The sequence below is a fragment of the Stackebrandtia soli genome, from assembly GCF_965137155.1.
Lineage (GTDB): Bacteria > Actinomycetota > Actinomycetes > Mycobacteriales > Micromonosporaceae > Stackebrandtia > Stackebrandtia soli.
The window spans coordinates 43,110-65,089 of sequence record NZ_CBCRZX010000008.1 but is presented as its reverse complement, the minus strand read 5'-3'; the positions used below and the strand labels follow the sequence as shown (position 1 = coordinate 65,089).

The window sequence follows — 21,980 nt, the reverse complement described above, 5'->3', positions numbered from 1 at the left end:
CCGGACCACGACCCGAAGGGGCGCCCCGATCCGCCCACTCCCGCACGGGAAGTTGACGCGATGACCGAGTCGTACGGCGACACGACGGTGCTCCGGCCCAGCGCGAGAACGCAGGCGTGGGGTTTCGTCGTGGGGTCCGTGCTGTTCGCCATCGGGTCGGCGCCGAGCCTGACGGACGTACTCGACCGAACCGTGGCGAACGTGTCGTTCTTCGCCGGATCGTGGTTCTTCACGGCCGGCGCGTTCGTGCAGCTGGCGCTGAGCGGACCGGCGACGCCGGCGCGGGGATCCGTGGCCGTCCGAACGGCGTGGCTGGCGGCGGCCGTGCAACTGCTCGGCGCGATCCTGTTCAACGTGAGCACCGGCGAGGCGCTCCGCCTGCGCACACCGTCTGGAGAGGGCGAGTTCGTGTGGGGCCCGAGCGCGGACGGTTCGGTGGCGTTCCTGATCAGCGCCGGGCTGGCGGTCCTCGCGATGGTGAGGGGACGGCGGGGGTGGGCGCCGTCCGATCGGACCTGGTGGAGCATCTGGTTGAACTTGGCCGGTTCGATGGCGTTCGTCGGCTCGTCCGCCGCGTCGATCGCGTCGCCGGGCGGGGCGTTCCAGTACGCTCCACTGTCGAACATCGCCACCTTCGTCGGGTCGGTGTGCTTCTTCGCGGCGTCGGTGATCCTGCTGCCGAGTGGCCGTCCGAATGGGCCGGATCGCGCGTAAGACTCGGCGGCGGTCACCGCATGCGATTCCGATGTAGATATCGTCCGGGCGTCCGTGAGCTCAACTTGACGTCGCCGACCCGCAGCACCTTCGTCGGCGACATCCAGCCTTGCGAGGGTTTGTGCAGCGCCCAGCCGCCGCCCAGCGTCACCGCGGCGTGTTGGACCAGGCCGTCCGCGCCGCGCCAGACGAGGACGGTCCCGGCTTCGTCGTCACGACCTCCGGGAACGGTGCGCTCGGCGAGCCATTCCTCGAAGGGTTCACGTTGCATCCACGTCCGCTCCGCTCCTCCGACGCCCGACGCGGCCATCACCGTTCCGAAGCAGTTCGGTCCGCTGCCGTCGGGGAAGGTCCCCGCGAGGGACGCCGCTTTTGGGAGCAGTTCCGCGAGCTCGCTCCAGGTCTTGACGTCGACCTCCGTGTGGCGGCTCGGTCTGCGCCCGTCCTCCACGTAGCGCACGACCCGCCGCCTGGTCTGGGCCGGATCGCGGGAGGCTCGACGGTGTGCGCCGGGCTGCGCGGCACGGACCTCGGCGGGCAGGGCCCGCGCCTCGGTTCCGGTCAACCAGACCACGACGTCCGCACCGAGGTCGTACAGCTCGAAGCTGTCGCGGGTCTCCGGTGTCAGCGGTCCGATCCGGTCGGTCAGGCCGAGTTCACCGGCGAGGCCGGGACCGATCAGGTAGGGCTGCCGCTTCGGCATCAGCCAGCCGCGCCAGCGGTCGATCAGTTCGTCGTCGACGTCGATTCCCAGTACGAGCACACGTAAATCTACGACGGTCACGAGGCAATGCGCATCGTCGTTTCGCCCTGCGAATGGGGCGTCGCCACGATCGTGTTGGCGCCGTTCGGATCCGTCGCCGGTCGGCCGCGTCGACGTTCACTGATGTCCGTGTCGTCGACGGCTCGTCGGACGCGCTGAGCGAGCCGACGACCGTCACGATCGACCGAGGTCGCGTCGCGAGCGCCGGGAGCGGCCACCGCTGACGCGTTTCGATGACACCGGACCGCCCGGGGTCCGGGGATCCGAGGACGCCGGTACGCGGGGAACCTCGGTCTCGACGACGGCGAGATTCGCGCGGCGCCTCGCCCCCAAACCGGAATCCATGTCGGATCGGTGTAACGGCGCCACCGACGTCGGAAAGGGGTCCCGCCGCGACGGCGAGACCCCTTTCCGATCGAGCCGTGTCAAACGACCGGAACCGCAATGCGATGGTGCGGAACCATTACGCGGTTTCGGTGATGGTGCGCTTGACCCAGGGCATCATGTCGCGAAGCTTCGAACCGACTTCCTCGATCTTGTGCTCGCGCTGCTCGGCGCGGAGCTTGTCGAAGTTGTCGTAGGTCTTCGATTCGGCGACCCACTCCTTGGCGAAGGCACCACTTTGGATCTCGTCGAGGATGCGGCGCATCTCGGCGCGGGTGCCGTCGTTGACGATCCGGGGTCCTCGCGTGACTCCGCCGTACTCGGCGGTGTCCGACACCGAGTACCACATATTGGAGAGACCGCCCTCATTGACCATGTCGACGATCAGCTTCAATTCGTGCAGGCATTCGAAGTAGGCCGCCTCGGGCGAGTAGCCGGCCTCCACGAGGGTGTCGAAGCCGGCGCGAATCAGCTCCGCGACGCCTCCGCACAGCACGGCCTGTTCCCCGAAGAGGTCGGTCTCGGTCTCCTCGGTGAACGTCGTCTTCAGGACGCCCGCGCGGGTGCCGCCGATGGCGCGCGCGTACGACAGGGCGACCCGCTGGGCGGTGCCGGTGGCGTCCTGCTCGACCGCGATGAGACAGGGCACGCCCTTGCCGTCGACGAACTGACGGCGAACCACGTGGCCGGGGCCCTTCGGGGCGACCATCGCGACGTCGACGCCGGCCGGAGGGGTGATCAGTCCGTACCGGATGTTGAAACCGTGGCCGAACATCAGCACGTCACCCGGGTTCAAGTTCGGCTCGATGTCCTTCTTGTACAGTTCCGCTTGGACGGTGTCCGGAACGAGCACCATGATGACGTCGGCCCAGGCGGCGGCCTCGGCGGGCGTCGCGACGGTCAGGCCCTCCTCCTCGGCCTTGGGGCGCGACTTCGAGCCCTCCTGCAGTCCGACGCGAACATCCACACCGGAATCGCGAAGACTGAGCGCGTGCGCGTGGCCCTGGCTGCCGTACCCGAGCACGGCGACCTTGCGATCGGCGATGATCGACAGGTCGGCGTCGTCGTCGTAAAAAACCTCGGCGGTCATTGTCTTGTCCACTCTCCTTGTCAGTTGGCGCGTTGCCGTGCCATGGACGTCATCGATTTCGCTCCCCTGCCGAGCCCGACCAGGCCCGACTGCGCCAACTCCACGATCCCGAACGGCTCGATCACCTGGAGGAGCGCCTCGATCTTCCCGCTGGAACCGGTCGCCTCGATCATCACCGTGTCCGGCGTGACGTCGACGACCTTCGCCCGGAACAGTCGCGCGGCCTCGACGACCTGGCTCCGGGTCACCGAGTCGGCGCGGACCTTCGCCAACAGCAACTGTCGGCGAACCGACGTCTCCTGTTCCAGCTCAACGATCTTGAGAACGTTGATCAGCTTGTTCAACTGCTTCGTGACCTGTTCCAGCGGATGCTCCGCGGCGTCGACCACAATGGTGATACGTGAGATGTCGGGTTGCTCGGTCTCCCCGACCGCCAGCGAGTCGATGTTAAAGCCGCGCCGGGAGAACAGGGCCGTGACGCGGCTCAAGACGCCGGGTTTGTTCTCCACCAACACCGACAGCGTGTGTTTGCGTCGCAGTGTCATCAGCAGTCATCCTCATCGAACATCGGACGGACGTCGCGGGCGGCCAGGATCTCGTCGTTGCCGACTCCGGCCGGCACCATCGGCCAGACCATCGCGTCCTGCCCGACGATGAAGTCGACGACGACGGGACGGTCGTTGATCTCGTTGGCCTTGCGGATCGTCGCGTCGATCTCGTCGGTGGACTCGCACCGCAGGCCGACGCAGCCGAGGGCCTCGGCGAGCTTCACGAAGTCGGGGACACGCGGCCCGTGCGTGCCGAGATTCGTGTTGGAGTAACGCTTGTCGTAGAACAGGGTCTGCCACTGACGGACCATGCCCAGGTTGCCGTTGTTGATGACGGCGACCTTGATGGGGATGCCCTCCAGCGCGCAGGTCGCCAGTTCCTGATTGGTCATCTGGAAGCAGCCGTCACCGTCGATGGCCCACACCATCGTGTCGGGTCGGCCGTGTTTGGCGCCCATCGCGGCGGGCACCGCGTAACCCATCGTGCCGAGGCCGCCCGAGTTGAGGAAGGTGTTGGGGCGTTCGAAGCCGATGAACTGCGAGGCCCACATCTGGTGCTGGCCGACGCCGGTGGTGAAGATCGTGTCGGCGTCGGCGAGCGCGCCGATGCGTTCGATGACCTGCTGCGGCGCGATGGTGCCGTCGGCGTGTTTGTCGTAGCCGAGCGGGTAGCGCCGACGGATGTCGTCCAGATCGGACCACCACTTGTCCATACGGGAGGGATCGGCGGCGCCGTAGGCGTCGACGAGCTGCCGGATGGCCGCCTTCGCGTCCCCGACGATCGGAACGTCGGCGTGGCGGTTCTTGCCGATCTCGGCGGGGTCGATGTCGACGTGGACGATCTTCGCGTCGGGCGCGAAGGTGTCGATCTTGCCCGTCACCCGGTCGTCGAACCGCGCCCCCAGCGCGATGATCAGGTCGGAGCGTTGCAGCGCGTAGACGGCGGAGACGGCGCCGTGCATGCCGGGCATTCCGACGTGCTGTCGGTGCGAGTCGGGGAACGCGCCGCGTGCCATCAGCGTCGTGACGACGGGGGCGCCGCAGGCCTCGGCGAGTTCGTACAGTTCGCCGCAGGCGTTGGCCTTGAGGACGCCGCCGCCGACGTACAGCGCGGGTCGGACGGCGGTGGCGAGCAGCTCGGCGGCCTGCCGAATCTGCTTGTTGTGCGGCTGGGTGGTCGGGCGGTAGCCCGGCAGGCGCAGCTTCGGTGGCCACACGAATTCCATCGTGGCCTGCAGGAGGTCCTTGGGAATGTCCACCAGGACGGGACCGGGACGACCGGTCTGAGCGATGTGGAACGCCTCGGCGAGGACGCGGGGAATGTCCTCGGCCTCCTGGACGAGGTAGCCGTGCTTGGTGACCGGCATGGTCACGCCGTGGATGTCGGCTTCCTGGAACGCGTCGGTGCCGATCAGCGGACGACCGACCTGGCCGGTGATCGCCACGATGGGAACGGAGTCCATGTAGGCGTCGGCCAGCGGGGTGACGAGGTTCGTCGCCCCCGGCCCCGAGGTCGCCATGCAGACGCCAACCTTGCCGGTGGCCTGCGCGTAGCCCGTCGCGGCGTGCCCGGCGCCCTGCTCGTGCCGGACGAGGATGTGCCTGACCCGCTTGGAATCCATCATGGGGTCGTAGGCGGGCAGGATCGCACCACCCGGAATCCCGAATACCACGTCGACGTCGAGCTCTTCGAGCGAGCGAATGAGCGCCTGCGCGCCCGTCATGGTCGGTGTCGTGTGCGGCCTGCCTGGCGGCCGGGGTATTGCGAACTTGCCTGAGCTAGTCATCCCATTCATCCGGTTCGCTCGTGGTGGTCATTGGTGGGTTTGAATGCCTTTTGGGCAAAAAGAAAGCCCGCGTGCAAAGACGCACGGGGCGAGCGCACCGCCGGGTGTGGCGACGGTGCGCTAGATAAGTACTACAGCCCCGAGCACGCGAACGATGTTCGCGGTCGGGATGAGAATTCGCTGCGGCACGTGAGCAAGAGTGCCCTACCGTCCCGCAGATTGTCAACTATTCCCGCATATCGGGACACTGGGCGTGTCGCATCGACCACGTGACGTGACGCACATTCCGTTCGAGCACTGTGGATGGTACTAGGACTCGATGGCCAGCGGAGACACCGGAGCGGCCTGCCTCCGCAGCGCCGCGTCGATCTGATCGACGCTCATCGGACGCGCGAAATAGTAGCCCTGGACCATCCCACAGCCCGACTGCTCCACGACGTCGAGCTGCGCCTGCGTCTCCACGCCCTCGGCGATGACCGCGAGACCGAGCCGCTCCCCCAACCGGGCCACGACGTCGGCGAGCGGCGCCGCCCCGTGATCACTTCCCGCGACGAGATCCCGATCCAACTTGAGGATGTCCACTGGCAACCGATGGAGCTGACCGAGCGATGAGTAACCCGCCCCGAAGTCGTCCAACGCGATCCGCACGCCCGCGCCGCGCAACGCACCGAGCTGCGCGACGAGCACGTCCATGTCCTGGGCGACGTCGTGCTCCGTCACCTCGACGACGAGCCGGGCCGGTGGGACACCGCGCTCGATGAGCGCCTGAGCGAGATTCGTCGCGAACAACGGCGAATGCAACTGCCGCACCGACAGGTTGATCGACACCCACGTCGACAAACCGAGATCACGCCACGTCGCCAGCCGCTCCGCCACCATGCGCAACGTCCACGACGTGACACTCGTGGAGAGCGCGGCCTCCTCCATGATCGGGATGAACTCCGCCGGAGACACCGCGCCGAGCGTGTGGTGCTGCCAGCGCATCAGCGCCTCCGCGCCGACGATGCGCCGCTCCGGCAACGAGAACACCGGCTGATACACCAGACTCAGCTCGCCGCGATCGATCGCCCCGCGCAGCTCCTGCTCCAACGTGGTCTTACGTCGGACCCGACGTTCGAATCTCGCGTCGAAGGTCTCGATCCGGTTCTTCCCGGACTGCTTGGCCGAGCGCAACGCCAAGTCCGCGTTGCGAAGCAGCGTCTCCACATCGGTCGCGGTACCGCAGGCCGCGACGCCGATGCTCGCCGACAGGTACACCGTCGCCGGCCCGATCGGATACGGGTGGGACAGGGTCTCCAACAGGCGCTCGGCGATCTCGTAGCTCTGATGCGGAGAGCACCACAACAGGATCGCGAACTCGTCACCGCCGAGCCGAGCCGCCACGTCCGTCGGGCGCAGACTCTCGGCGAGTCGACGTGCGACCTCGACCAACACCGCGTCCCCGATGTCGTGGCCCTGCGTGTCGTTGACGTTCTTGAAGCCGTCGAGGTCGATCGCCAACAGCGAGCACGGCATCGAACCGCCGGCCACGTCGGAATGCAAGGTCCGCAGCAGCGCCCTACGGTTCGACAACGACGTGAGCGTGTCCGTGTAGGCGAGTTTCGCCAGTTCCCGTTCGAGCCCGCGCCGGTCCGTGACGTCCCGAGTGTGCACGACGAGACCGCGCACGTGCTTGACGTTGCGCTGATCCGTGACCGCCGATTCCGTGTCGCGCCACTTGCCGTCGCGGTGCCGGATGCGAGCGTCGACGCGGATCCGACTGCCCGGTTCGCTCTTCAGCAACTCGATCAACTTGCGATCGACGGCGGCCGCGTCATCGGGATGAACGAGCTCCGTGAACGGCATGCCCATCGTCGATTCAGGACGCAGGCGCCACGTCGTCGACGCCGCCTGCCAACGCACCCGGCGGTTGCCGTCGAGCACGGTCGTGATGTCCGACGAACCCGTGATGATCGACCGGAAGTACGACTCGCGTTCCGCCAGCTTCTCGACGGACCTGCGGACATCCTTGCGCGCCAACACCTGTCGGGCCGACAAGACCCACACCACGATCATCGCCAACACGACGGCGTCGACACCCAGCGAACCGTTGACGAAACCGTGATAGACCGTCGCGACCGAAGCCGTCACCGCCGGAACGATCGACATCGCCGAATCGACGCGGGGCATCGGCACAGCCGCCGCGGGTCCCGGATGCCGCTGCGCCAGACACGCGACACCCGCCGCGATGAGACAGCCGACCGCCCACACCACGATCATGACCAGACGCGCGCGCTCAGGTTGCGGCGAGGCCACCGCCACGACGACACCGACATGCGCCATCGCCATGATCGTCAGGCTCGTGACCAGCAACAGATACCGGCGGCGATGCGCCGCGGCCCGGATCATCGCGACGATGCCCACCCCGCACATGCCCGCCGCGCAGGAGATCATGGCCGTCACCGGGACGTTGCCCGTCACGAAGCCGACCGGGGCGCTCGTCGCGACGGCGACCCACACGCTGAACAGGACACACCCGGCGATGAACAGACCGTCAAGGGTGCGCCGAAGTCGCGCCGCCGGGGTCACCACGTCATGCGGCAGCCGCATCATCGCGACGGCGAACAGGGCGACCATGACCACCCCGGTCCCCGTGATGACGCCGACGCGAGCACCCTCACCCACGAGCAGGGACACCGCGACACCGACCGACCCCACGCCCAAGGCGATCGACAGACGGCGATAAGGTGCCCGTTCGGCCGCGGACGGCAACGGGGTGCTGATCCGCCAAACGAGCACGCTGGAGACGCTCGCGACGCACGCCGCGACCGCTGTGGCTATACCGGTCGCGTCCGGCGGTCCCGGCCAAACCGAGACCGTCAAAGCCGACGCCAGAAGCGTCGAAAGCAGCACCACCGGCAGTAAAGTGACGAGCCGCCGGGGCAACCGGATGAGGGGTATCACGACTCAAGAGTGCCATTGACGAATCTGTGACCGTAAGGGTCCCAGGGGTTTCCGATCTGGGCACCGACCGTCACGGAACGCGGCGATACGCCCCGTCACTGGCGGAAGTCGTCATCGACGCATAGGCGCGCAACGCCGCACTGACCGCGCGTTCCCGCGCCACCGGCGTGTAGGGCCGATCGCGCTTCTCCTGAGCCACGCGACGCGCGGAAAGCTCCTCCTCCGACACGTCCACCGTGATGCTTCGCCGCGGTATGTCCAGTGTGATCGGATCGCCGTCCGCGATGAGCGCGATCGGCCCACCGTCGGCCGCCTCCGGGGAGACATGCCCGATGGACAGTCCCGAGGTGCCGCCCGAGAATCGACCGTCGGTGATGAGCGCGCACGCCCGACCGAGGCCCCTGCCCTTGAGGAAGGACGTCGGGTGCAGCATCTCCTGCATGCCCGGACCGCCGCGAGGACCCTCGTAACGGATCACCACGACGTCACCCGCCTCGACGACCTTGTTCAGGATGCCCGACACGGCGTCCTCCTGCGATTCGAACACCCGAGCCGTCCCCGTGAAGACGAGGTTCTCGTCTGGGACGCCGGCGGTCTTGACGACACAGCCGTCCGGCGCCACGTTCCCGAACAGGACCGCGAGACCGCCATCGGCCGAGTAGGCGTGTTCGACGGAATGGATGCAACCGTCGACGGCGTCGGTGTCGAGACTCCCCCAACGGTTCGTCGTGGAGAACGGGGCCGTCGTCCGGACGCCCCCGGGCGCGGCGCGGAACAGCTCCAGTGCCGCCTCACTCGCGTTGGGGGAACGGATGTCCCACTCGTCGAGCCACTCGTCGAGGCTCGACGAGTGGATGGAGCCCACCTCGGTGTTGAGCAGGTTTCCGCGACGGAGCTCGCCGAGTATCGCCGGAATGCCTCCGGCTCGATGTACATCTTCCATGTGGAACTGCGGTGAGTTCGGCGCGACCTTCGCCAGGCACGGGATCCGCCTCGAAATCGCGTCAATATCGGACACTCCGAAGTCGACGTCGCCTTCGCGGGCGGCCGCCAGCAGGTGCAGGACCGTGTTCGTCGACCCGCCCATCGCCACGTCGAGTGCGACGGCGTTCTCGAAGGCCGCGCGGTTCGCGATCGAACGCGGCAGCACCGACTCGTCATCGCCGTCGTAGTACCGTTTCGCCAGCTCGACGATCACGCGACCGGACTCCGAGAACAGGGCGCGCCGCGCCTCGTGGGTCGCCAGGGTGGAACCGTTTCCGGGCAACGCGAGTCCGATCGCCTCGGTCAGGCAGTTCATCGAGTTCGCGGTGAACATGCCGGAGCAGGAACCGCACGTCGGGCAGGCCGACCGTTCGATCTCGTCCAGCGCGTCATCCGACACGTCGGAGTCGGCGGACGCGATCATCGCGTCGACCAGGTCGAGCTTTCGCGTCACGACGCCGTCCCGCGACACCGTCTTCCCGGCCTCCATCGGACCGCCGGAGACGAACACGACGGGAATGTTCAGCCGCATCGCCGCCAGCAGCATCCCCGGAGTGATCTTGTCGCAGTTCGAGATGCACACGAGGGCGTCCGCGCAATGCGCGTTGACCATGTACTCGACACTGTCGGCGATGAGTTCCCGGCTCGGGAGCGAGTAGAGCATGCCGCCGTGACCCATCGCGATGCCGTCGTCGACGGCGATCGTGTGGAACTCACGCGCGACGCCACCGGCGGCCGCGACGGACTCCGCGACGATCTCGCCCATGTTCTTGAGGTGCACGTGCCCCGGTACGAACTGCGTGTAGCTGTTGGCGACGGCGATGATCGGCTTGCCGAAGTCGTCGTCGGTCATGCCGGTGGCACGCCACAGGGCGCGCGCCCCGGCCATCGTCCGGCCGTGGGTTGAGGTGCGGGAACGCAGTGCTGGCATGCTGCCAGTCTGCCACTTCCCATATGGCGGGACAAATCGCCCAACTATTGGTCGACGGCGGTCGATGCGGTGTCACGCCCGAGCTTCGCCTTGCGATAGCCGTACGCGAAGTAGACGAACAGGCCGATGATCATCCACGCAGCGAACCGGAGCCAGGTCAGCACGGTCAGGTTGACCATGAGCCACACGCACGCCAGGATGGCGAGAATCGGCACCAGCGGCACGAGCGGGGTGCGGAATCCGCGCTTCAGATCGGGCCTGCGCCGACGCAGGACGAGCACGCCCGCCGCGACGAGGACGAACGCGAAGAGGGTGCCGACGTTCACCATCTCCTCCAACGCCCCGGCCTGGAAGAAACCGGCGAGGATCGCGATGAACACCGCGACGCCGAGGGTCGCCCGGACTGGAACGCCGTTCTCCCTCGTCCGCGACCAGCTCGCGGGGAGCAGGCGGTCGCGCGACATCGCGAACAGCACGCGGATCTGCCCGAGCATGAGCACCATGACGACGGTGGTCAGACCGGCGAGCGCGCCGAAGGCGATGACGGCGGCGGCCCAGTCGACGCCCATCTCGGTGAACGTCGTCGCCAATGTGGACCGTTGGCCGTCCGGTGTGGTGGCCAGGTCGCTGAACGGCCGCATCCCGGTCATGACGAGCGAGGTCGCGATGTACAGGACGGTCACGATGAGAAGCGACCAGAGAATGCCGCGCGGCATGTCGCGTTGCGGGTTGCGGGTCTCCTCGGCCGTCGTGGCGACGATGTCGAAGCCGATGAACGCGAAGAACACGATGGACGCCCCGGCCAGCACGCCGAACCACCCGTAGTCGGACCCGATGTCGCCCATCACGAACGCGAACAGGGAGGCGTGCAGCCCGTTCGCGCCGCCTTCGGCCGGAATGGACGGTGGCACGAACGGGGTGTAGTTGTCGGTGTTGACGTAGCCGACGCCGACGACGATGACGAGGAGGACCACCGCGACCTTGAGGGCGGTGATGGCGGCGCTGAAACGGGCGGACATCTTCGTGCCGGTGGCGAGGACGACGGCGAGCGCGAGCACGACGATGATGGCGCCCCAGTCGATGACGATGCCACCGACCGAGATCATCGTCGGTACGACCAGGCCGACCTGGGCGGCCGCCTGTTCCAGATAGGTCGACCAGCCCTTCGCGACGACCGCGGACGCCAACGAGAACTCGAGAACCAGGTCCCAGCCGAGAATCCACGCGATGAACTCGCCGAATGTCGCGTAGGCGTAGGTGTAGGCGCTTCCCGCCACGGGGACGGTCGAGGCGAACTCGGCGTAACACAGTGCCGCCAATCCACAGGCGACGGCCGCGAGCACGAAGGACAGTGAGACGGCGGGGCCGGCGAGGTCACCGGCGGTGCTGGCGGCGAGGGTGAAGATACCGGCACCGATGACGACCGCGACGCCGAATACGGTCAGGTCCCAGGCGGAGAGCGTGCGCCGCAGTTGATGTCCGGGTTCGGTGGTGTCCGCAATGGATTGTTCGACGCTCTTCGTCTGCCACAGTCGCGACATGCCCACCCCGTCCACCGCCGTCATTGTCGGCTCTGATCGAAGCATGGTCAATGGTCACGAACGGGAAACGACACGCCAACCGATCGCGCCGTTCCCCGCAGAACGGAACCCTCGTCGTTCGCCTCCCACCGGCGAACGGCACGGCCCCCACCCTGCAAGTGAGGGCCGTGATCAGTCGTGCCCTGGGGTCAGTGGGTCACACTGTCGAGCAGTCCCACGAAGTCCTCACGCGACACCGCCAGGATCGGCGACGTGTCGCCCAACTTGGAGTCGCGAACCTCGAACATGGTGGCCTTGCGCGTCTCGACGCAGTTGGCTCCTTGCGGCGCGCTGCGGCTGGACTTACGCCATTTTCCGGGCGTCATGGTATGTACTCCTCTATCGGTGATGCGGCTTTGTGGACAGCGTCGAAGGTCTGTTGATACGTCGACACGATGTCGTGATCTTCGACATAGCGACAGCCGTCCAGCGCGTCCATGTAAACAAACGTGCCCTTGGCCTTGTGAGCCGGTGTCAGGATTGTGAAGGCGCCGGTCATCGCCGAATGAAGGCTCGTCACAACGCGTACATCGATTGTGGGCAACTTCGTGACTTCGCGTAGCCGCTGCAGTTGCAGGGACTGGACGTCCGGCAGGTTCGTGAGGTATCGCAGCGCCGATTCGCCGATCAACATGGACATTTGTGGCAGGGGATCCCGGTTCCACAGGAGCTCCTGCCGGGTGAAACGGAACTCGCGGGACATCTCGGCGAGTTCGGCGTCATAATCGATCGAAGTGGACTGTAGCGCCTGAAAGTACTCGGGGACTTGGACGAGGCCTGGAATGTACTCAGGTTCCCATGTCCGGATGATCGAGGCGTCCTGTTCGGCCTCGGCGAACATCTTCCATTTTGGCTTGACGCCCTTCTTGTGGCTCTCCCACCAACCGCGTTTGCCGCCTTCGAGGGCCATCCGACACAGTTCGCTGCGCTGTTCGGGTGGCGCACCATACAGGTCGCACAGGTCTTTGACAACGGGCGGTTTGGTCGATTGCAGACCTTCCTCGATTCGGCGGATCGTGTGTCTGCCATAGCCGATGGCCTCGGCCGCCTCAGTACGTGAGATGCCTTTCGCTTGCCGCAGACGGCGAAGCGCTTCGCCGAGCGTCCACCGGGCTAGGGTCGGCTGGGTATTGTCCATACCCCAAGTGTTACAGGTCACACTGCGTTTGGCGCGCCGGGGCTGGTGCGTATTAGGTGGTGCAAATGCTCCATCGCGTTTCGCCTTCTCTTTACCCACCAAGGGTCTTAGCTTCTCCTCATGGCATCACAGGTGGACGTCATTGGGGACGGATCAGCATCCAGCACGACAGAGGGTAATCAAGAAGAGGCGCCCGACGATCACGCAGCGTATCCCTTGTGGTCGGGGAATGCGGAAGGTTTCGGATCGAACGCGGTGGGCGTTCGGATCGGGGACCGGCCATGAACGACAGAATGGTGAAACTGGGAACGTTCCAGGCCGACGGACGATCGGTGAGCGTCAACATGCGCGACGACGTCGCGACGACCGCCTGGCTCGTCGTACAGATGTCGAATGTGGATAACAGTGACCTGGGAACGATCAAGCGACTCGACCTGGACGAGCCCGAACTGGTGATCTTCCAGCGGCACCAGGACTGGTGCAAGGACCCCTGGACACGGTGGCACATCACCCGCCAGGCCAGGGACCTCTACCGACGCGCGGGCGGTACCGGCGACTAGCGGTCGTCCCGTCCATCTCGTTTGATCCGAGACGACGGGACGACCTCCGGCCGGTACCGCACGAGCGACAGTTCTTCAGATACGAATCTTGGCTATTCCCTCAACCGCCCGCCACGGACGGCAGGATCCGAACCTCGGCACCGTCACGCACCGGCGTGGCGGTGCCGGACAGAGCCCGCGACTCGTCCGAGTCGATGAAGACGTTGACGTACCTGCGAAGCCGCCCCTGCTCGTCGCGAACCCTGCGGTTCAACCGGGGGTGCAGCTCGGCGAGGACGTCGAGCACGTCCGCGAGCGTCGCCGCCCGCGCGGCGTCGATCGTCACCTTGGACCGCCCGTCCGCCTCGACGCGGAGAGCGCTGGGAATGTAGACCGTGACCGACACGGACACCACCTAGATCCGGGCCGCGCGGACGCATAGGACGTCGGGAAGGTGTGCGGCGACCTGACTCCACCGGTGGTCATCCCCTGTGGATACGAACACGTCACCGTTGCGGGTGCCGAAGTACCAGCCCGGTTCGGTGTCGCCGTCGGTGCAGGCCGCGTCCCGCAGGACGATGCCGTAGTAGGGCTCTTCGGGGAGACCGTCGCTGACGCTGCGCCAGTGTCGTCCACCGTCGTCGGAGCGCTGCACCTGAAGGCGCGCATTGGGTGGGAACCGGTTGCCCTCTGTGGAGACCGGGAAGGTGAGCACCGTGTCGGCGCGGTGCGGGTGCGCGAGCATCGCGAAGCCGAAGTCGCTCGGCAAGCCCGCCGCGATGGACCCCCAGTCGTTACCGTCGTCGTCGCTGCGATACACGCCGCCGTGGTTCTGCGCGAAGAAGCGGCTCGGTTCCATCGCGTCCCGAACGGCCTTGTGAACGCACTGACCGTACTCCGGCGTCTCGTCCGGCAGGAAGTCAGCGGCGATGCCGTGGTTCGTGGGCGTCCAGCTCGCGCCGCCGTCCTCGGTCTGGTAGACGCCGCCCGTCGACATGGCGATGACCACGCGCGACGGGTCGTCCGGGTGCGGCAGGATCGTGTGAACGGCGGCGCCGCCGAAGCCGGGAGCCCAATTGGGACGGTGTGGATGGTCCCACAGGCCCTGGTTGAGCGCGAAGGTCACGCCCCCGTCGTCGGAACGGAACAGCGCCGTCGGCTCGACGCCGGCGTAGACGACGTCCTTCTCGGGCCCGAACGCGAACTGCCAGGCCCGGGCGAAGGACGTGTCACCGCCGTCGGGGAAGGAGATGGGCGGGGCGTCGGACGGCTCGTTCCAGGTGGCGCCGAGATCGTCGGAGTGCCACACGCTCGGGCCGAAGTGAGAACTGTCGGAGCCGACGAGCAGCCGTGGCTTGTCTCGACGGGTGTCGATGCCGACGGCGTAGACCGAGGAGAGGTACTCACCCGCGCCGTCGAGGGTGACCGGGCCGGTCAACTCCCAGGCGCGGCGATCGGTACTGGTGGCCGTGAACAGGCCCTTGCTCGTCCCGATCAACAGGAGATAGGACATGGAGACGCTCCCTTGCGTCGATGAAGGTGCGATGTCGTTCACAGTCTCGCGCAGCGGTCCGACATTTTTGGACTCCAGGGACGGATCGGGCATTTCGCGTGTCGCCGCGGCGGGACCGCGGTCCGCGACCACGTTCACGGCGGCGACGACGTCTATGGCACGATCACCCGCATGACCGTCATCGAGACGACCCCGACACGAGTGCGATTCCGGCGCAGCGGGGCGGGTTTCATCGCCTCAGTGCTCGGGGTGATGTCGGTCCTGCCGTTCTCCGCCTCGGTCTTCTACGGGCTCGCGACCGGCAGCGAGAACACGACCCTGATGGCGATTCTGCTGCCGCTGGCGGTGGCGGCCCTCGTCATCGCGGTCGGTTTCGCGCTGTGGTCACTGCGGACCGGCGTCGACGCGTCCGCCGAGGGTGTCGTGGTTCGCGCGCCGATCGGCCGTCGCCGCTTCGCCTGGGACGACATCTCGGGCTTCGCGACGCTGGACACGCGGGTGTACGCGCAGCTCACTAACGGTTCGAGGGTGGCACTGCCGGGAGTAGGCGCCGACGACCTGCCGCGCCTCGTCGCCGCGTCGGGAACCGAAGTGGTTCGCGCCGACGACGCCGGGGAGCCGGTCGAGGCCCCCTGACGACTCAGTAGCCCTTGCCCCGAACGATGTTCTGAAGGGGCTCGCCCGCGGCGAAGCGGCGCAGCTGTTCGCCGACGACCTCGTAGACCTTCGACACCATCCCCTCGACCGCGCCGCCGACGTGCGGGGTGATCAGCAGGTTCGGCGATCGCCACAATGGATGATCACTGGGGAGCGGTTCGGGGTCGGTGACGTCCAGCGCCGCGCGCAGCCGGCCACCGTCCAGTTCCGCGACGAGCGCGTCGGTGTCGACCACTGGTCCCCGTGCCGCGTTGACGAGCAGCGCGCCGTCCTTCATCGCGGCGAGGAACTCCCTGTCGACCATGCCGTTCGTCGCCTCCGTGAGCGGGACGATGAGGATCACCACATCCGCCGGCGGAAGCAGTTCGGGCAGTTCGTCGACCCCGCGGACTCCGTCGCGAGCGCGCGTTCCCACCATGGTGACGATCCCGTCACTGGCCTCGACTCGGCGCGCGATCGCGGAACCGATGTCTCCTGCACCGATGATCAGGACCTTCTTGTCGGCGAGCGACTCGGTGACGCGGGGGGCCCATTCCGCGCGGTCTTGGGCGAGCGCGAAGTGGTTGAACCCGCGCAGGGACGCCAAGGTCGCGGTGAGCGCCCACTCCGCGGTCGCCGCGGTGTGAGCGCCCTTGGCATTGCACAGAGTCACGCCGTCGGGCACGACGGGTGCCCACACGTCCGCGCCGGCGGTCAGGAGTTGAAGGACCTGTAGGCCGGTCAGGTCGGCCAGCGGGGCGGTCGCCCTCGACGTCGACAGGAACGGCGGCGTCCAGAACCGAACCGTCGCAGGGTCGGACGGATAGTCGCCGGTACCGCCGTACACCTCGATCGTGACGTCGTCGGGGATCGTCCCCAACGCGGCGATACCTTGCTCGTGAGCCACCCATGCCTTCATGAGGCCCCAGCGTACGACTGTGCGGCGGGACACGTTCCAGGGTGCCGAGCACGGCCGATCATGAGGGTGTCGCGGCCCGATACCCTGAGCGGGTGAGGACGCCACGAACCCACGCACTGCTCGCCATGACCGTCGCACTGACGGTGTTGTCGGGCTGCAGCTTCGGCCCACCGCCACCGGACGAGACGGGTACTCCCCCGAACCTGCCGTCGCCATCGCCGTCGGAGGGGGCTCCCGATCCGTCCGTGATGGAAGGCGTCATCGCCTCGGGTCTGGCGGTGCCCTGGGGGATCACGTTCCTGCCGGACGGCTCGGCGCTGGTGACGGAGCGGGATTCGGCGCGGATCCTGCACATCACGCTGCCCGAGGAGGAGGGCGCGGAGCCGGTCGTCGACGAGGTGCAGACGATCGCCGAGGCCGTTCCCTCGGGTGAGGGCGGCCTGTTGGGAATCGCCGCGTCCCCGGACTACGAGGACGACGAGACGGTGTACATCTACTACACCGCCGAGAGCGACAACCGGATCGCGTCATTGAAACTCGGCGAGGATCCCGATCCGATCGTGACGGGCATCCCGAAGGCGGGCAACCACAATGGCGGTCAGCTGGCGTTCGGCCCCGACGGTTATCTGTACGCGTCGACGGGCGACGCCGGGGAGGGCGACCGTGCCCAGGAGCGGTCCAACCTGGCGGGCAAGATCCTGCGCATGACGGAGAAGGGCGACGCGGCCCCGGGGAATCCGTTCGGTGACTCGCTCGTCTACTCGATGGGACACCGCAACATCGAGGGGCTCGCGTGGAGCCCGAACGAGACGCTGTTCGCGACGGAGTTCGGCGAGCAGACGGCCGACGAGATCAACAAGATCGAGGCGGGTGGAAACTACGGTTGGCCCGACGTGGAGGGCACCGGCGGGAAGGGCGACCTCATCGACCCCGTGTTGACCTTCCCGACGGAGGACGCGTCCTGCGCGGGCGCGGCGTTCGCCGACACGATCCTGTTGACCGCTTGTCTGCGCGGCGAGCGGCTGTGGAGCGTCGAGTTCACGACGAAGGGGACGATCGTCGGCGAGCCGACGGAGAGTCTCACCGGTGAGCTCGGACGACTTCGCTTCGTCGCGGCGGCGCCGGACGGGTCGCTGTGGGTGAGCACATCCAACAAGGACGGTCGGGGGACCGAACGCGACGGTGACGACAAGATCATCCGCATCATCGTCGGAGGTTCCTCCGAGAGCAAGACCTGACGCGGGCGTTCCGACCGTCGACGCGGAGACGTGACCGTCCCCCACTTCTGCGCCGAGGGCACGAGCCCGAGGCGCGAATGCCGCAAAGCGGTCCGTTCCGTTGTGGTTCGCATGATTCTTTATGGGCCGCAACGATTGTGGTGTCGTCGCCAGAGCTCGGCGGTGGCCAGTGAAACGAGCGGGCGGCCCTTCACACGTGTTTTGACCTCGTCGACGAGGCCCGGTTGTGGTTATGGTGGCTAAGTATGGATGCCGCGCTCACACGGAAGGATCGCCGCCATCGCCGACACCACCGAACCCGCCTCCTCGCCCCGGCCCACCTCCCCGTGGCGACGATCGAGCCGCGCCCTCGGGACGGCCATCCGGCGATCGGGATCGTGGCTTCGCGGCAAGGGGCCGCGGCGGGCCGCGGCCGTAACGGGTTTCGCGCTGTTGACGATCGGGGCGTCCGGCATCGGATTGTGGCTCGGTGGTTCCGCCGGCGTCGATCTCGGCCCGTTCCGCACGACGGTGTCGGTTCAGCCGTCCGTCATCGGCGAATCCGAGGTGGACCTGCCACCGTTGGGAGCGCTCGTCTTCGACAGCCACGACGGACCGTTGAAGTTGACCGTGCGTCTCGACTCGCTCGACCAGGGACGCACGCAGGCGCTCATCACCGACCCCGAAGGTGTCCGCAAGGCCAGCGAATCCGTTCCCGGAGATCTGATGACGGGGGTCATCAACGTCGGGCTGAGCGCCCTCGCCGGAGCGACGCTCGGCGGCCTGGTCATCGGCGGGATCGTGTACCGGACGGCGCGTAAGGCCGCCCTGTGCGGTGGACTCTCCCTCGTCGTCGCGATCGCGGCGATCGGTGTGGCGGGCGCGACGATCCGCCCGCAGTCGGTGGAGGAGCCCAGATACGAGGGGTTGCTGGCGAACGCGCCCGCCGTGGTCGGTTCCGCGCAGACCTTCGCCGATCGATACGAGAAGTACCGCGATCAGTTGCAGCAGTTCATCGTCAACATGTCGCAGTTCTACACGATCGCTCGCACGCTTCCCGCGTTCGAGCCGGATCCGGGGACGATCCGGGTCCTGCACGTGTCCGACCTGCACCTGAATCCGGCGTCGTTCGACCTCATCGAGTCCGTCGCGCGTCAGTTCAAGGTCGACGTCGTCATCGACACCGGCGACATCACCGACTGGGGCAGCCAACCGGAGGCCGAGATGTACACGAACGGCATCGCGCGCGCCGGAGTGCCCTATGTATACATTCGCGGCAACCACGACTCGGACAAGACGGTCAGCGAGATCGCGAAGCAGTCCAACGCGGTCGTGCTCGACGACGAGGTCGCCGAGGTGGCCGGCCTGACGATCGCCGGCATCGGTGATCCCCGCTTCACTCCCGACAAGAGCGCCGAACCGTCCGACGTCCGCGAGGAACAGGTGCTCTCGGACGCGGGAACCGAACTGCGGCAGACGATCCTCGACGAGGGCGGCGCGGACGTGGCTCTCGTCCACGACCCACGTTCGGGCTTCCCGCTCGCCGACAGCGTTCCGCTCGTCCTCGCCGGACACCGGCACGAACGGCAGGTGTGGGCGCTCGACGCCGAGACCCTGATGATGGTCGAGGGGTCGACGGGCGGAGCGGGCCTTCGCGGTCTGCAGAAGGCGACTCCCGTGCCGCTGCAAATGTCCGTCCTGTACTTCAGCGAGGAGGACAAACGGCTTCAGGCGTTCGACGACATCGCCGTCGGGGGTCACGGAGAGACCGAGGTGACGCTGCAACGGCACATCCTCGCGGACGGGATGCCCGACGACCCGAGCGACTTCATCCCCGAGCCGCCGCCCGAAGGCGAGTACGTCTATCCCGAGCCCGCTCGCGAGCCCGAGGACGATTGACGGCGCTCACGAGGGCGGGGACCCCTGTGTCCCTTGCGAAAGCGCTTGACGCCGACGCCCATGGCGCTCGCCGGCAGCATTCTCGCGACCGGATCGACGATCGACCGAGCGGCTGCGTCTACGATTCGGCAGATGGACACCTCGACCATCGTCACCACGGCCGCGGAACTGCTCACGAGGCATTACGTCTTCCCGGAACGGGCCGCCGAGATGGCCTCCACCATAAGAAGAAGCCTGACCGACGGCGCCTACGAGGGACTGTCGGATGAGGAACTGTGCGAGGCCCTCACCAGCGACCTGCATTCCGTCCACAGTGATCTTCACCTGCGCCTGCGCTGGCACGCGGAGGCCAGGGAACGAGTCGAGGACGACGACGCCCACGCCGAACGCCAGTTCGCCGCCTGGCGGCAGGTTCTCCGCACGCACGGCCAAGGCGTCGACAAGGTCCAGGTGCTCCCCGGCAACATCGGGCTCGTCGCCTTGAACATGGTCGGCGAGCCGAAGTCCGGCGGCGACGCCTACGCCGCCGCGATGCGGATCGTCGCCGACACCGAATGCCTGATCCTGGACCTGCGCGCCAACGGCGGCGGTTCCACCGACGGCGCGGCCCTGTGGTGCAGTTACTTCCTCGGCGCCGAACCGGTGCACCTCAACGACATCCACCTCGACGGCGATCCGACCCCGCGTCAGATGTGGAGCCTGTCCCACCTCGCCGGGCCGCGTTATCTCGACCGTCCGGTGTACGTGCTTCTCAGTGGACGCACGTTCTCCGGTGCCGAGGACATCGCGTACACCCTCGCGGCGCACGGCAGGGCGACGACGGTGGGAGAGACGACGCGGGGCGGTGCGCATCCGACGTCGACGTACTGGATCGACACGCACATCGACATCCGGGTTCCAAACGGCCGCACCGTATCTCCGATCACGGGCACCAACTGGGAAGGGGTCGGCGTGACACCGGACATCGCGTGCGGGGCGCCCGAGGCGCTCGACATGGCGTACCGACGCTGCCTCGATCACGTTCTCGGAGCCAACCCCGACGAACCCCTGCTCACCGAAGCGCGAACGGCCAGGGTGAACCTCGACGCCTGACCATCCACAGCGGAATATGTGGCGCGGGTCTCGGGAAAACCGATGTCGATTCCGACTGAGACCCGGTACTGTCAGGCCCGGCGATGATCGCCGATCACATGGAGAGGAGGCACCGAGATGTACACCCGTTTCCGGCGCCCGCGACACACACACCTGGTGCGCGACTGACGCACCACCGGGCGCCTTCGTTCCATATTGGAAGGCACCACGTGTTTTTTCGTTCCTCGGTCGAGGCCGACCTTGACAGCCTCACCTCCTGCACCGTCACCGAACCGATCCGCTGGGCCGATCCCGAGCGGCTCACGAACAATCTCGCCTCCGGCGAATACCGCCACGACCGAATCTGGGTCGCCACCGACGACGACGGTCGGATCCTCGCCCGCGCCGTCTGGTGGAGTTTCCCCGGCGATCCGATCCCGCTCGCGCTCGACTGCCTGTACGTCGATCCGGGCGTGTCCGACCGCGACGCGCTCGGTGCGGACCTGCTCGACGCTGCGCACCGCGTCTTCACGTCGAACGGTATGAAGGAACTGCCGGGCTACCACATCTTCCTACCCGCCGGCTGGCGCGACGACGACGCGATCGTCACCGCCGTGGGATGGCGACGCGCCGCGCTCGCGCGGATCGGCATGACCGATGAGCTCGAACGGCTCCGCTACCGGTGGACGCCTGACGCGGGCGTTCCCGAGGCGTCGACACGGCTGGCGTTCCGCGCCGAACCCGACGACGCCGTGTTCCTCGACCTGTTCGAACGGGCCGCGGTCGGCAGCCTCGACGCCGGAACCCGAAAGGGGATCGCCAGGACCGGCGCGGCCGAGGAGGCCCGCGAGACGCTCGACAGCAACCTCTCGATGCCGGGCGACCGAAGTATGTGGAGGATCGCGTATCTCGACGGCCATGTCGTCGGCTTCGCGATGCCGTCGGCCAACATGGGCGGCCCCGTCGTCGGCTACCTGGGCACGCTTCCGCAGTATCGCGGGCAGGGTCTCGTCGACGAGCTCCTCAACGAGATCACCCGCATCCACGCCGCAGACGGCGCCCAGCAGATCATCGCCGACACGGACGTCACGAACGTCCCGATGGCGCGCGCGTTCGAGCGCAACGGCTACGAGAACTTCGCCGTCAGGCTGGTTCTCGACGCACCGGCCTGACGAGGCAGGCCGGTCCATCGCGTGATGGACCGGCCCTTTGTGGATCTACGGCGATCGACGACTACCATGGAATCCGTCGCCATTACCGTGCGCGCCAAACGATGTAGCCTATGCCCAAGTACTCCGCCGTGGTCCGGATTTCATGCGCCACG

The 21,980-nt window shown here is 67.2% G+C and carries 19 protein-coding genes; 7 read left to right on the top strand and 12 right to left on the bottom strand.

The genetic code is table 11. The annotated features are described in order from the left end of the window. Window positions 1-60 precede the first annotated feature (60 nt). Complete coding sequence (locus tag ACM9NP_RS07335) at window positions 61-714, top strand: hypothetical protein (protein ID WP_415645846.1); 654 nt, start codon at window positions 61-63, stop codon at window positions 712-714. A gap of 13 nt (window positions 715-727) precedes the next feature. Here the strand turns inward: ACM9NP_RS07335 and ACM9NP_RS07330 are convergent, their stop codons facing one another. The 9 genes from ACM9NP_RS07330 to ACM9NP_RS07290 form a co-directional block, all read right to left on the bottom strand. Beyond that, window positions 728-1,477 (bottom strand): hypothetical protein, encoded by a 750-nt coding sequence (locus ACM9NP_RS07330; protein WP_415645845.1) that lies wholly within the window; start codon window positions 1,475-1,477, stop codon window positions 728-730. Between the two features lie 463 nt (window positions 1,478-1,940). Next, window positions 1,941-2,963, bottom strand: a complete 1,023-nt coding sequence (gene ilvC, locus ACM9NP_RS07325; protein ID WP_415645844.1) for a ketol-acid reductoisomerase — start codon at window positions 2,961-2,963, stop codon at window positions 1,941-1,943. 8 nt (window positions 2,964-2,971) lie between these two features. Beyond that, on the bottom strand, window positions 2,972-3,490 hold the full coding sequence (gene ilvN, locus ACM9NP_RS07320) for an acetolactate synthase small subunit (protein ID WP_415645925.1): 519 nt from the start codon (window positions 3,488-3,490) through the stop codon (window positions 2,972-2,974). A gap of 5 nt (window positions 3,491-3,495) precedes the next feature. Continuing rightward, the gene (locus tag ACM9NP_RS07315; RefSeq protein ID WP_415645843.1) at window positions 3,496-5,286 is read right to left on the bottom strand and encodes an acetolactate synthase large subunit; all 1,791 of its coding nucleotides are present in this window, start codon (window positions 5,284-5,286) and stop codon (window positions 3,496-3,498) included. Window positions 5,287-5,595: 309 nt separating this feature from the next. After that, entirely contained in the window at window positions 5,596-8,229 is a 2,634-nt protein-coding gene (locus ACM9NP_RS07310; RefSeq protein ID WP_415645842.1) for a putative bifunctional diguanylate cyclase/phosphodiesterase, read from the bottom strand. Window positions 8,230-8,299: 70 nt separating this feature from the next. Further along, entirely contained in the window at window positions 8,300-10,144 is a 1,845-nt protein-coding gene (gene ilvD, locus ACM9NP_RS07305) for a dihydroxy-acid dehydratase (protein ID WP_415645841.1), read from the bottom strand. 44 nt (window positions 10,145-10,188) lie between these two features. Beyond that, window positions 10,189-11,709 carry an amino acid permease gene (locus tag ACM9NP_RS07300; protein WP_415645840.1) on the bottom strand — a complete coding sequence of 507 codons (1,521 nt, stop codon included), beginning with the start codon at window positions 11,707-11,709 and terminating at the stop codon, window positions 10,189-10,191. Window positions 11,710-11,873: 164 nt separating this feature from the next. Then, on the bottom strand, window positions 11,874-12,050 hold the full coding sequence (locus ACM9NP_RS07295) for a DUF397 domain-containing protein (RefSeq protein ID WP_415645839.1): 177 nt from the start codon (window positions 12,048-12,050) through the stop codon (window positions 11,874-11,876). After that, window positions 12,047-12,961 carry a helix-turn-helix domain-containing protein gene (locus tag ACM9NP_RS07290; RefSeq protein ID WP_415645924.1) on the bottom strand — a complete coding sequence of 305 codons (915 nt, stop codon included), beginning with the start codon at window positions 12,959-12,961 and terminating at the stop codon, window positions 12,047-12,049. The genes ACM9NP_RS07295 and ACM9NP_RS07290 overlap by 4 nt, the downstream gene beginning before the upstream one ends. 182 nt (window positions 12,962-13,143) lie before the next feature. On the opposite strand from ACM9NP_RS07290, the gene ACM9NP_RS07285 reads away from it, so the two are divergent. Beyond that, window positions 13,144-13,422, top strand: a complete 279-nt coding sequence (locus tag ACM9NP_RS07285; RefSeq protein ID WP_415645838.1) for a hypothetical protein — start codon at window positions 13,144-13,146, stop codon at window positions 13,420-13,422. 100 nt (window positions 13,423-13,522) lie between these two features. On the opposite strand, the gene ACM9NP_RS07280 is transcribed toward ACM9NP_RS07285, so the two are convergent. Continuing rightward, window positions 13,523-13,807 (bottom strand): ubiquitin-like small modifier protein 1, encoded by a 285-nt coding sequence (locus ACM9NP_RS07280; protein ID WP_415645837.1) that lies wholly within the window; start codon window positions 13,805-13,807, stop codon window positions 13,523-13,525. Window positions 13,808-13,816: 9 nt separating this feature from the next. Further along, entirely contained in the window at window positions 13,817-14,914 is a 1,098-nt protein-coding gene (locus ACM9NP_RS07275; protein ID WP_415645835.1) for a WD40/YVTN/BNR-like repeat-containing protein, read from the bottom strand. A 171-nt stretch (window positions 14,915-15,085) separates the two neighbouring features. On the opposite strand from ACM9NP_RS07275, the gene ACM9NP_RS07270 reads away from it, so the two are divergent. Then, entirely contained in the window at window positions 15,086-15,550 is a 465-nt protein-coding gene (locus ACM9NP_RS07270) for a PH domain-containing protein (RefSeq protein ID WP_415645834.1), read from the top strand. A 4-nt stretch (window positions 15,551-15,554) separates the two neighbouring features. On the opposite strand, the gene ACM9NP_RS07265 is transcribed toward ACM9NP_RS07270, so the two are convergent. Continuing rightward, on the bottom strand, window positions 15,555-16,469 hold the full coding sequence (locus ACM9NP_RS07265) for a 2-hydroxyacid dehydrogenase (RefSeq protein WP_415645833.1): 915 nt from the start codon (window positions 16,467-16,469) through the stop codon (window positions 15,555-15,557). A gap of 125 nt (window positions 16,470-16,594) precedes the next feature. Here ACM9NP_RS07265 and ACM9NP_RS07260 point away from each other — a divergent pair, with 125 nt between their 5' ends. From ACM9NP_RS07260 to ACM9NP_RS07245, 4 genes are all read left to right on the top strand, one after another. Then, window positions 16,595-17,707, top strand: a complete 1,113-nt coding sequence (locus ACM9NP_RS07260; protein ID WP_415645923.1) for a PQQ-dependent sugar dehydrogenase — start codon at window positions 16,595-16,597, stop codon at window positions 17,705-17,707. A 249-nt stretch (window positions 17,708-17,956) separates the two neighbouring features. Beyond that, window positions 17,957-19,585: a metallophosphoesterase family protein gene (locus tag ACM9NP_RS07255; protein WP_415645832.1), complete on the top strand. Its 1,629-nt coding sequence runs from the start codon at window positions 17,957-17,959 to the stop codon at window positions 19,583-19,585. A gap of 132 nt (window positions 19,586-19,717) precedes the next feature. After that, a complete protein-coding gene (locus ACM9NP_RS07250) occupies window positions 19,718-20,677 on the top strand; it encodes a S41 family peptidase (protein WP_415645831.1) in 960 nt (319 codons plus the stop codon). A 209-nt stretch (window positions 20,678-20,886) separates the two neighbouring features. Then, entirely contained in the window at window positions 20,887-21,828 is a 942-nt protein-coding gene (locus tag ACM9NP_RS07245) for a GNAT family N-acetyltransferase (protein ID WP_415645830.1), read from the top strand. The last annotated feature ends 152 nt before the right edge of the window (window positions 21,829-21,980 follow it).

Excerpts from the sequence above, each read along its gene's own strand:
- ilvD (WP_415645841.1), bottom strand. The coding sequence starts at position 10,144 with ATGCCAGCACTGCGTTCCCGCACCTCAACCCACGGCCGGACGATGGCC.
- ACM9NP_RS07315 (WP_415645843.1), bottom strand. The coding sequence starts at position 5,286 with ATGACTAGCTCAGGCAAGTTCGCAATACCCCGGCCGCCAGGCAGGCCG.
- ACM9NP_RS07335 (WP_415645846.1), top strand. The coding sequence starts at position 61 with ATGACCGAGTCGTACGGCGACACGACGGTGCTCCGGCCCAGCGCGAGA.
- ACM9NP_RS07260 (WP_415645923.1), top strand. The coding sequence starts at position 16,595 with ATGACCGTCGCACTGACGGTGTTGTCGGGCTGCAGCTTCGGCCCACCG.
- ACM9NP_RS07270 (WP_415645834.1), top strand. The coding sequence starts at position 15,086 with ATGACCGTCATCGAGACGACCCCGACACGAGTGCGATTCCGGCGCAGC.
- ACM9NP_RS07300 (WP_415645840.1), bottom strand. The coding sequence starts at position 11,709 with ATGACGGCGGTGGACGGGGTGGGCATGTCGCGACTGTGGCAGACGAAG.
- ACM9NP_RS07285 (WP_415645838.1), top strand. The coding sequence starts at position 13,144 with ATGAACGACAGAATGGTGAAACTGGGAACGTTCCAGGCCGACGGACGA.
- ACM9NP_RS07255 (WP_415645832.1), top strand. The coding sequence starts at position 17,957 with ATGCCGCGCTCACACGGAAGGATCGCCGCCATCGCCGACACCACCGAA.
- ACM9NP_RS07265 (WP_415645833.1), bottom strand. The coding sequence starts at position 16,469 with ATGAAGGCATGGGTGGCTCACGAGCAAGGTATCGCCGCGTTGGGGACG.
- ACM9NP_RS07275 (WP_415645835.1), bottom strand. The coding sequence starts at position 14,914 with ATGTCCTATCTCCTGTTGATCGGGACGAGCAAGGGCCTGTTCACGGCC.
- ACM9NP_RS07295 (WP_415645839.1), bottom strand. The coding sequence starts at position 12,050 with ATGACGCCCGGAAAATGGCGTAAGTCCAGCCGCAGCGCGCCGCAAGGA.
- ACM9NP_RS07250 (WP_415645831.1), top strand. The coding sequence starts at position 19,718 with ATGGACACCTCGACCATCGTCACCACGGCCGCGGAACTGCTCACGAGG.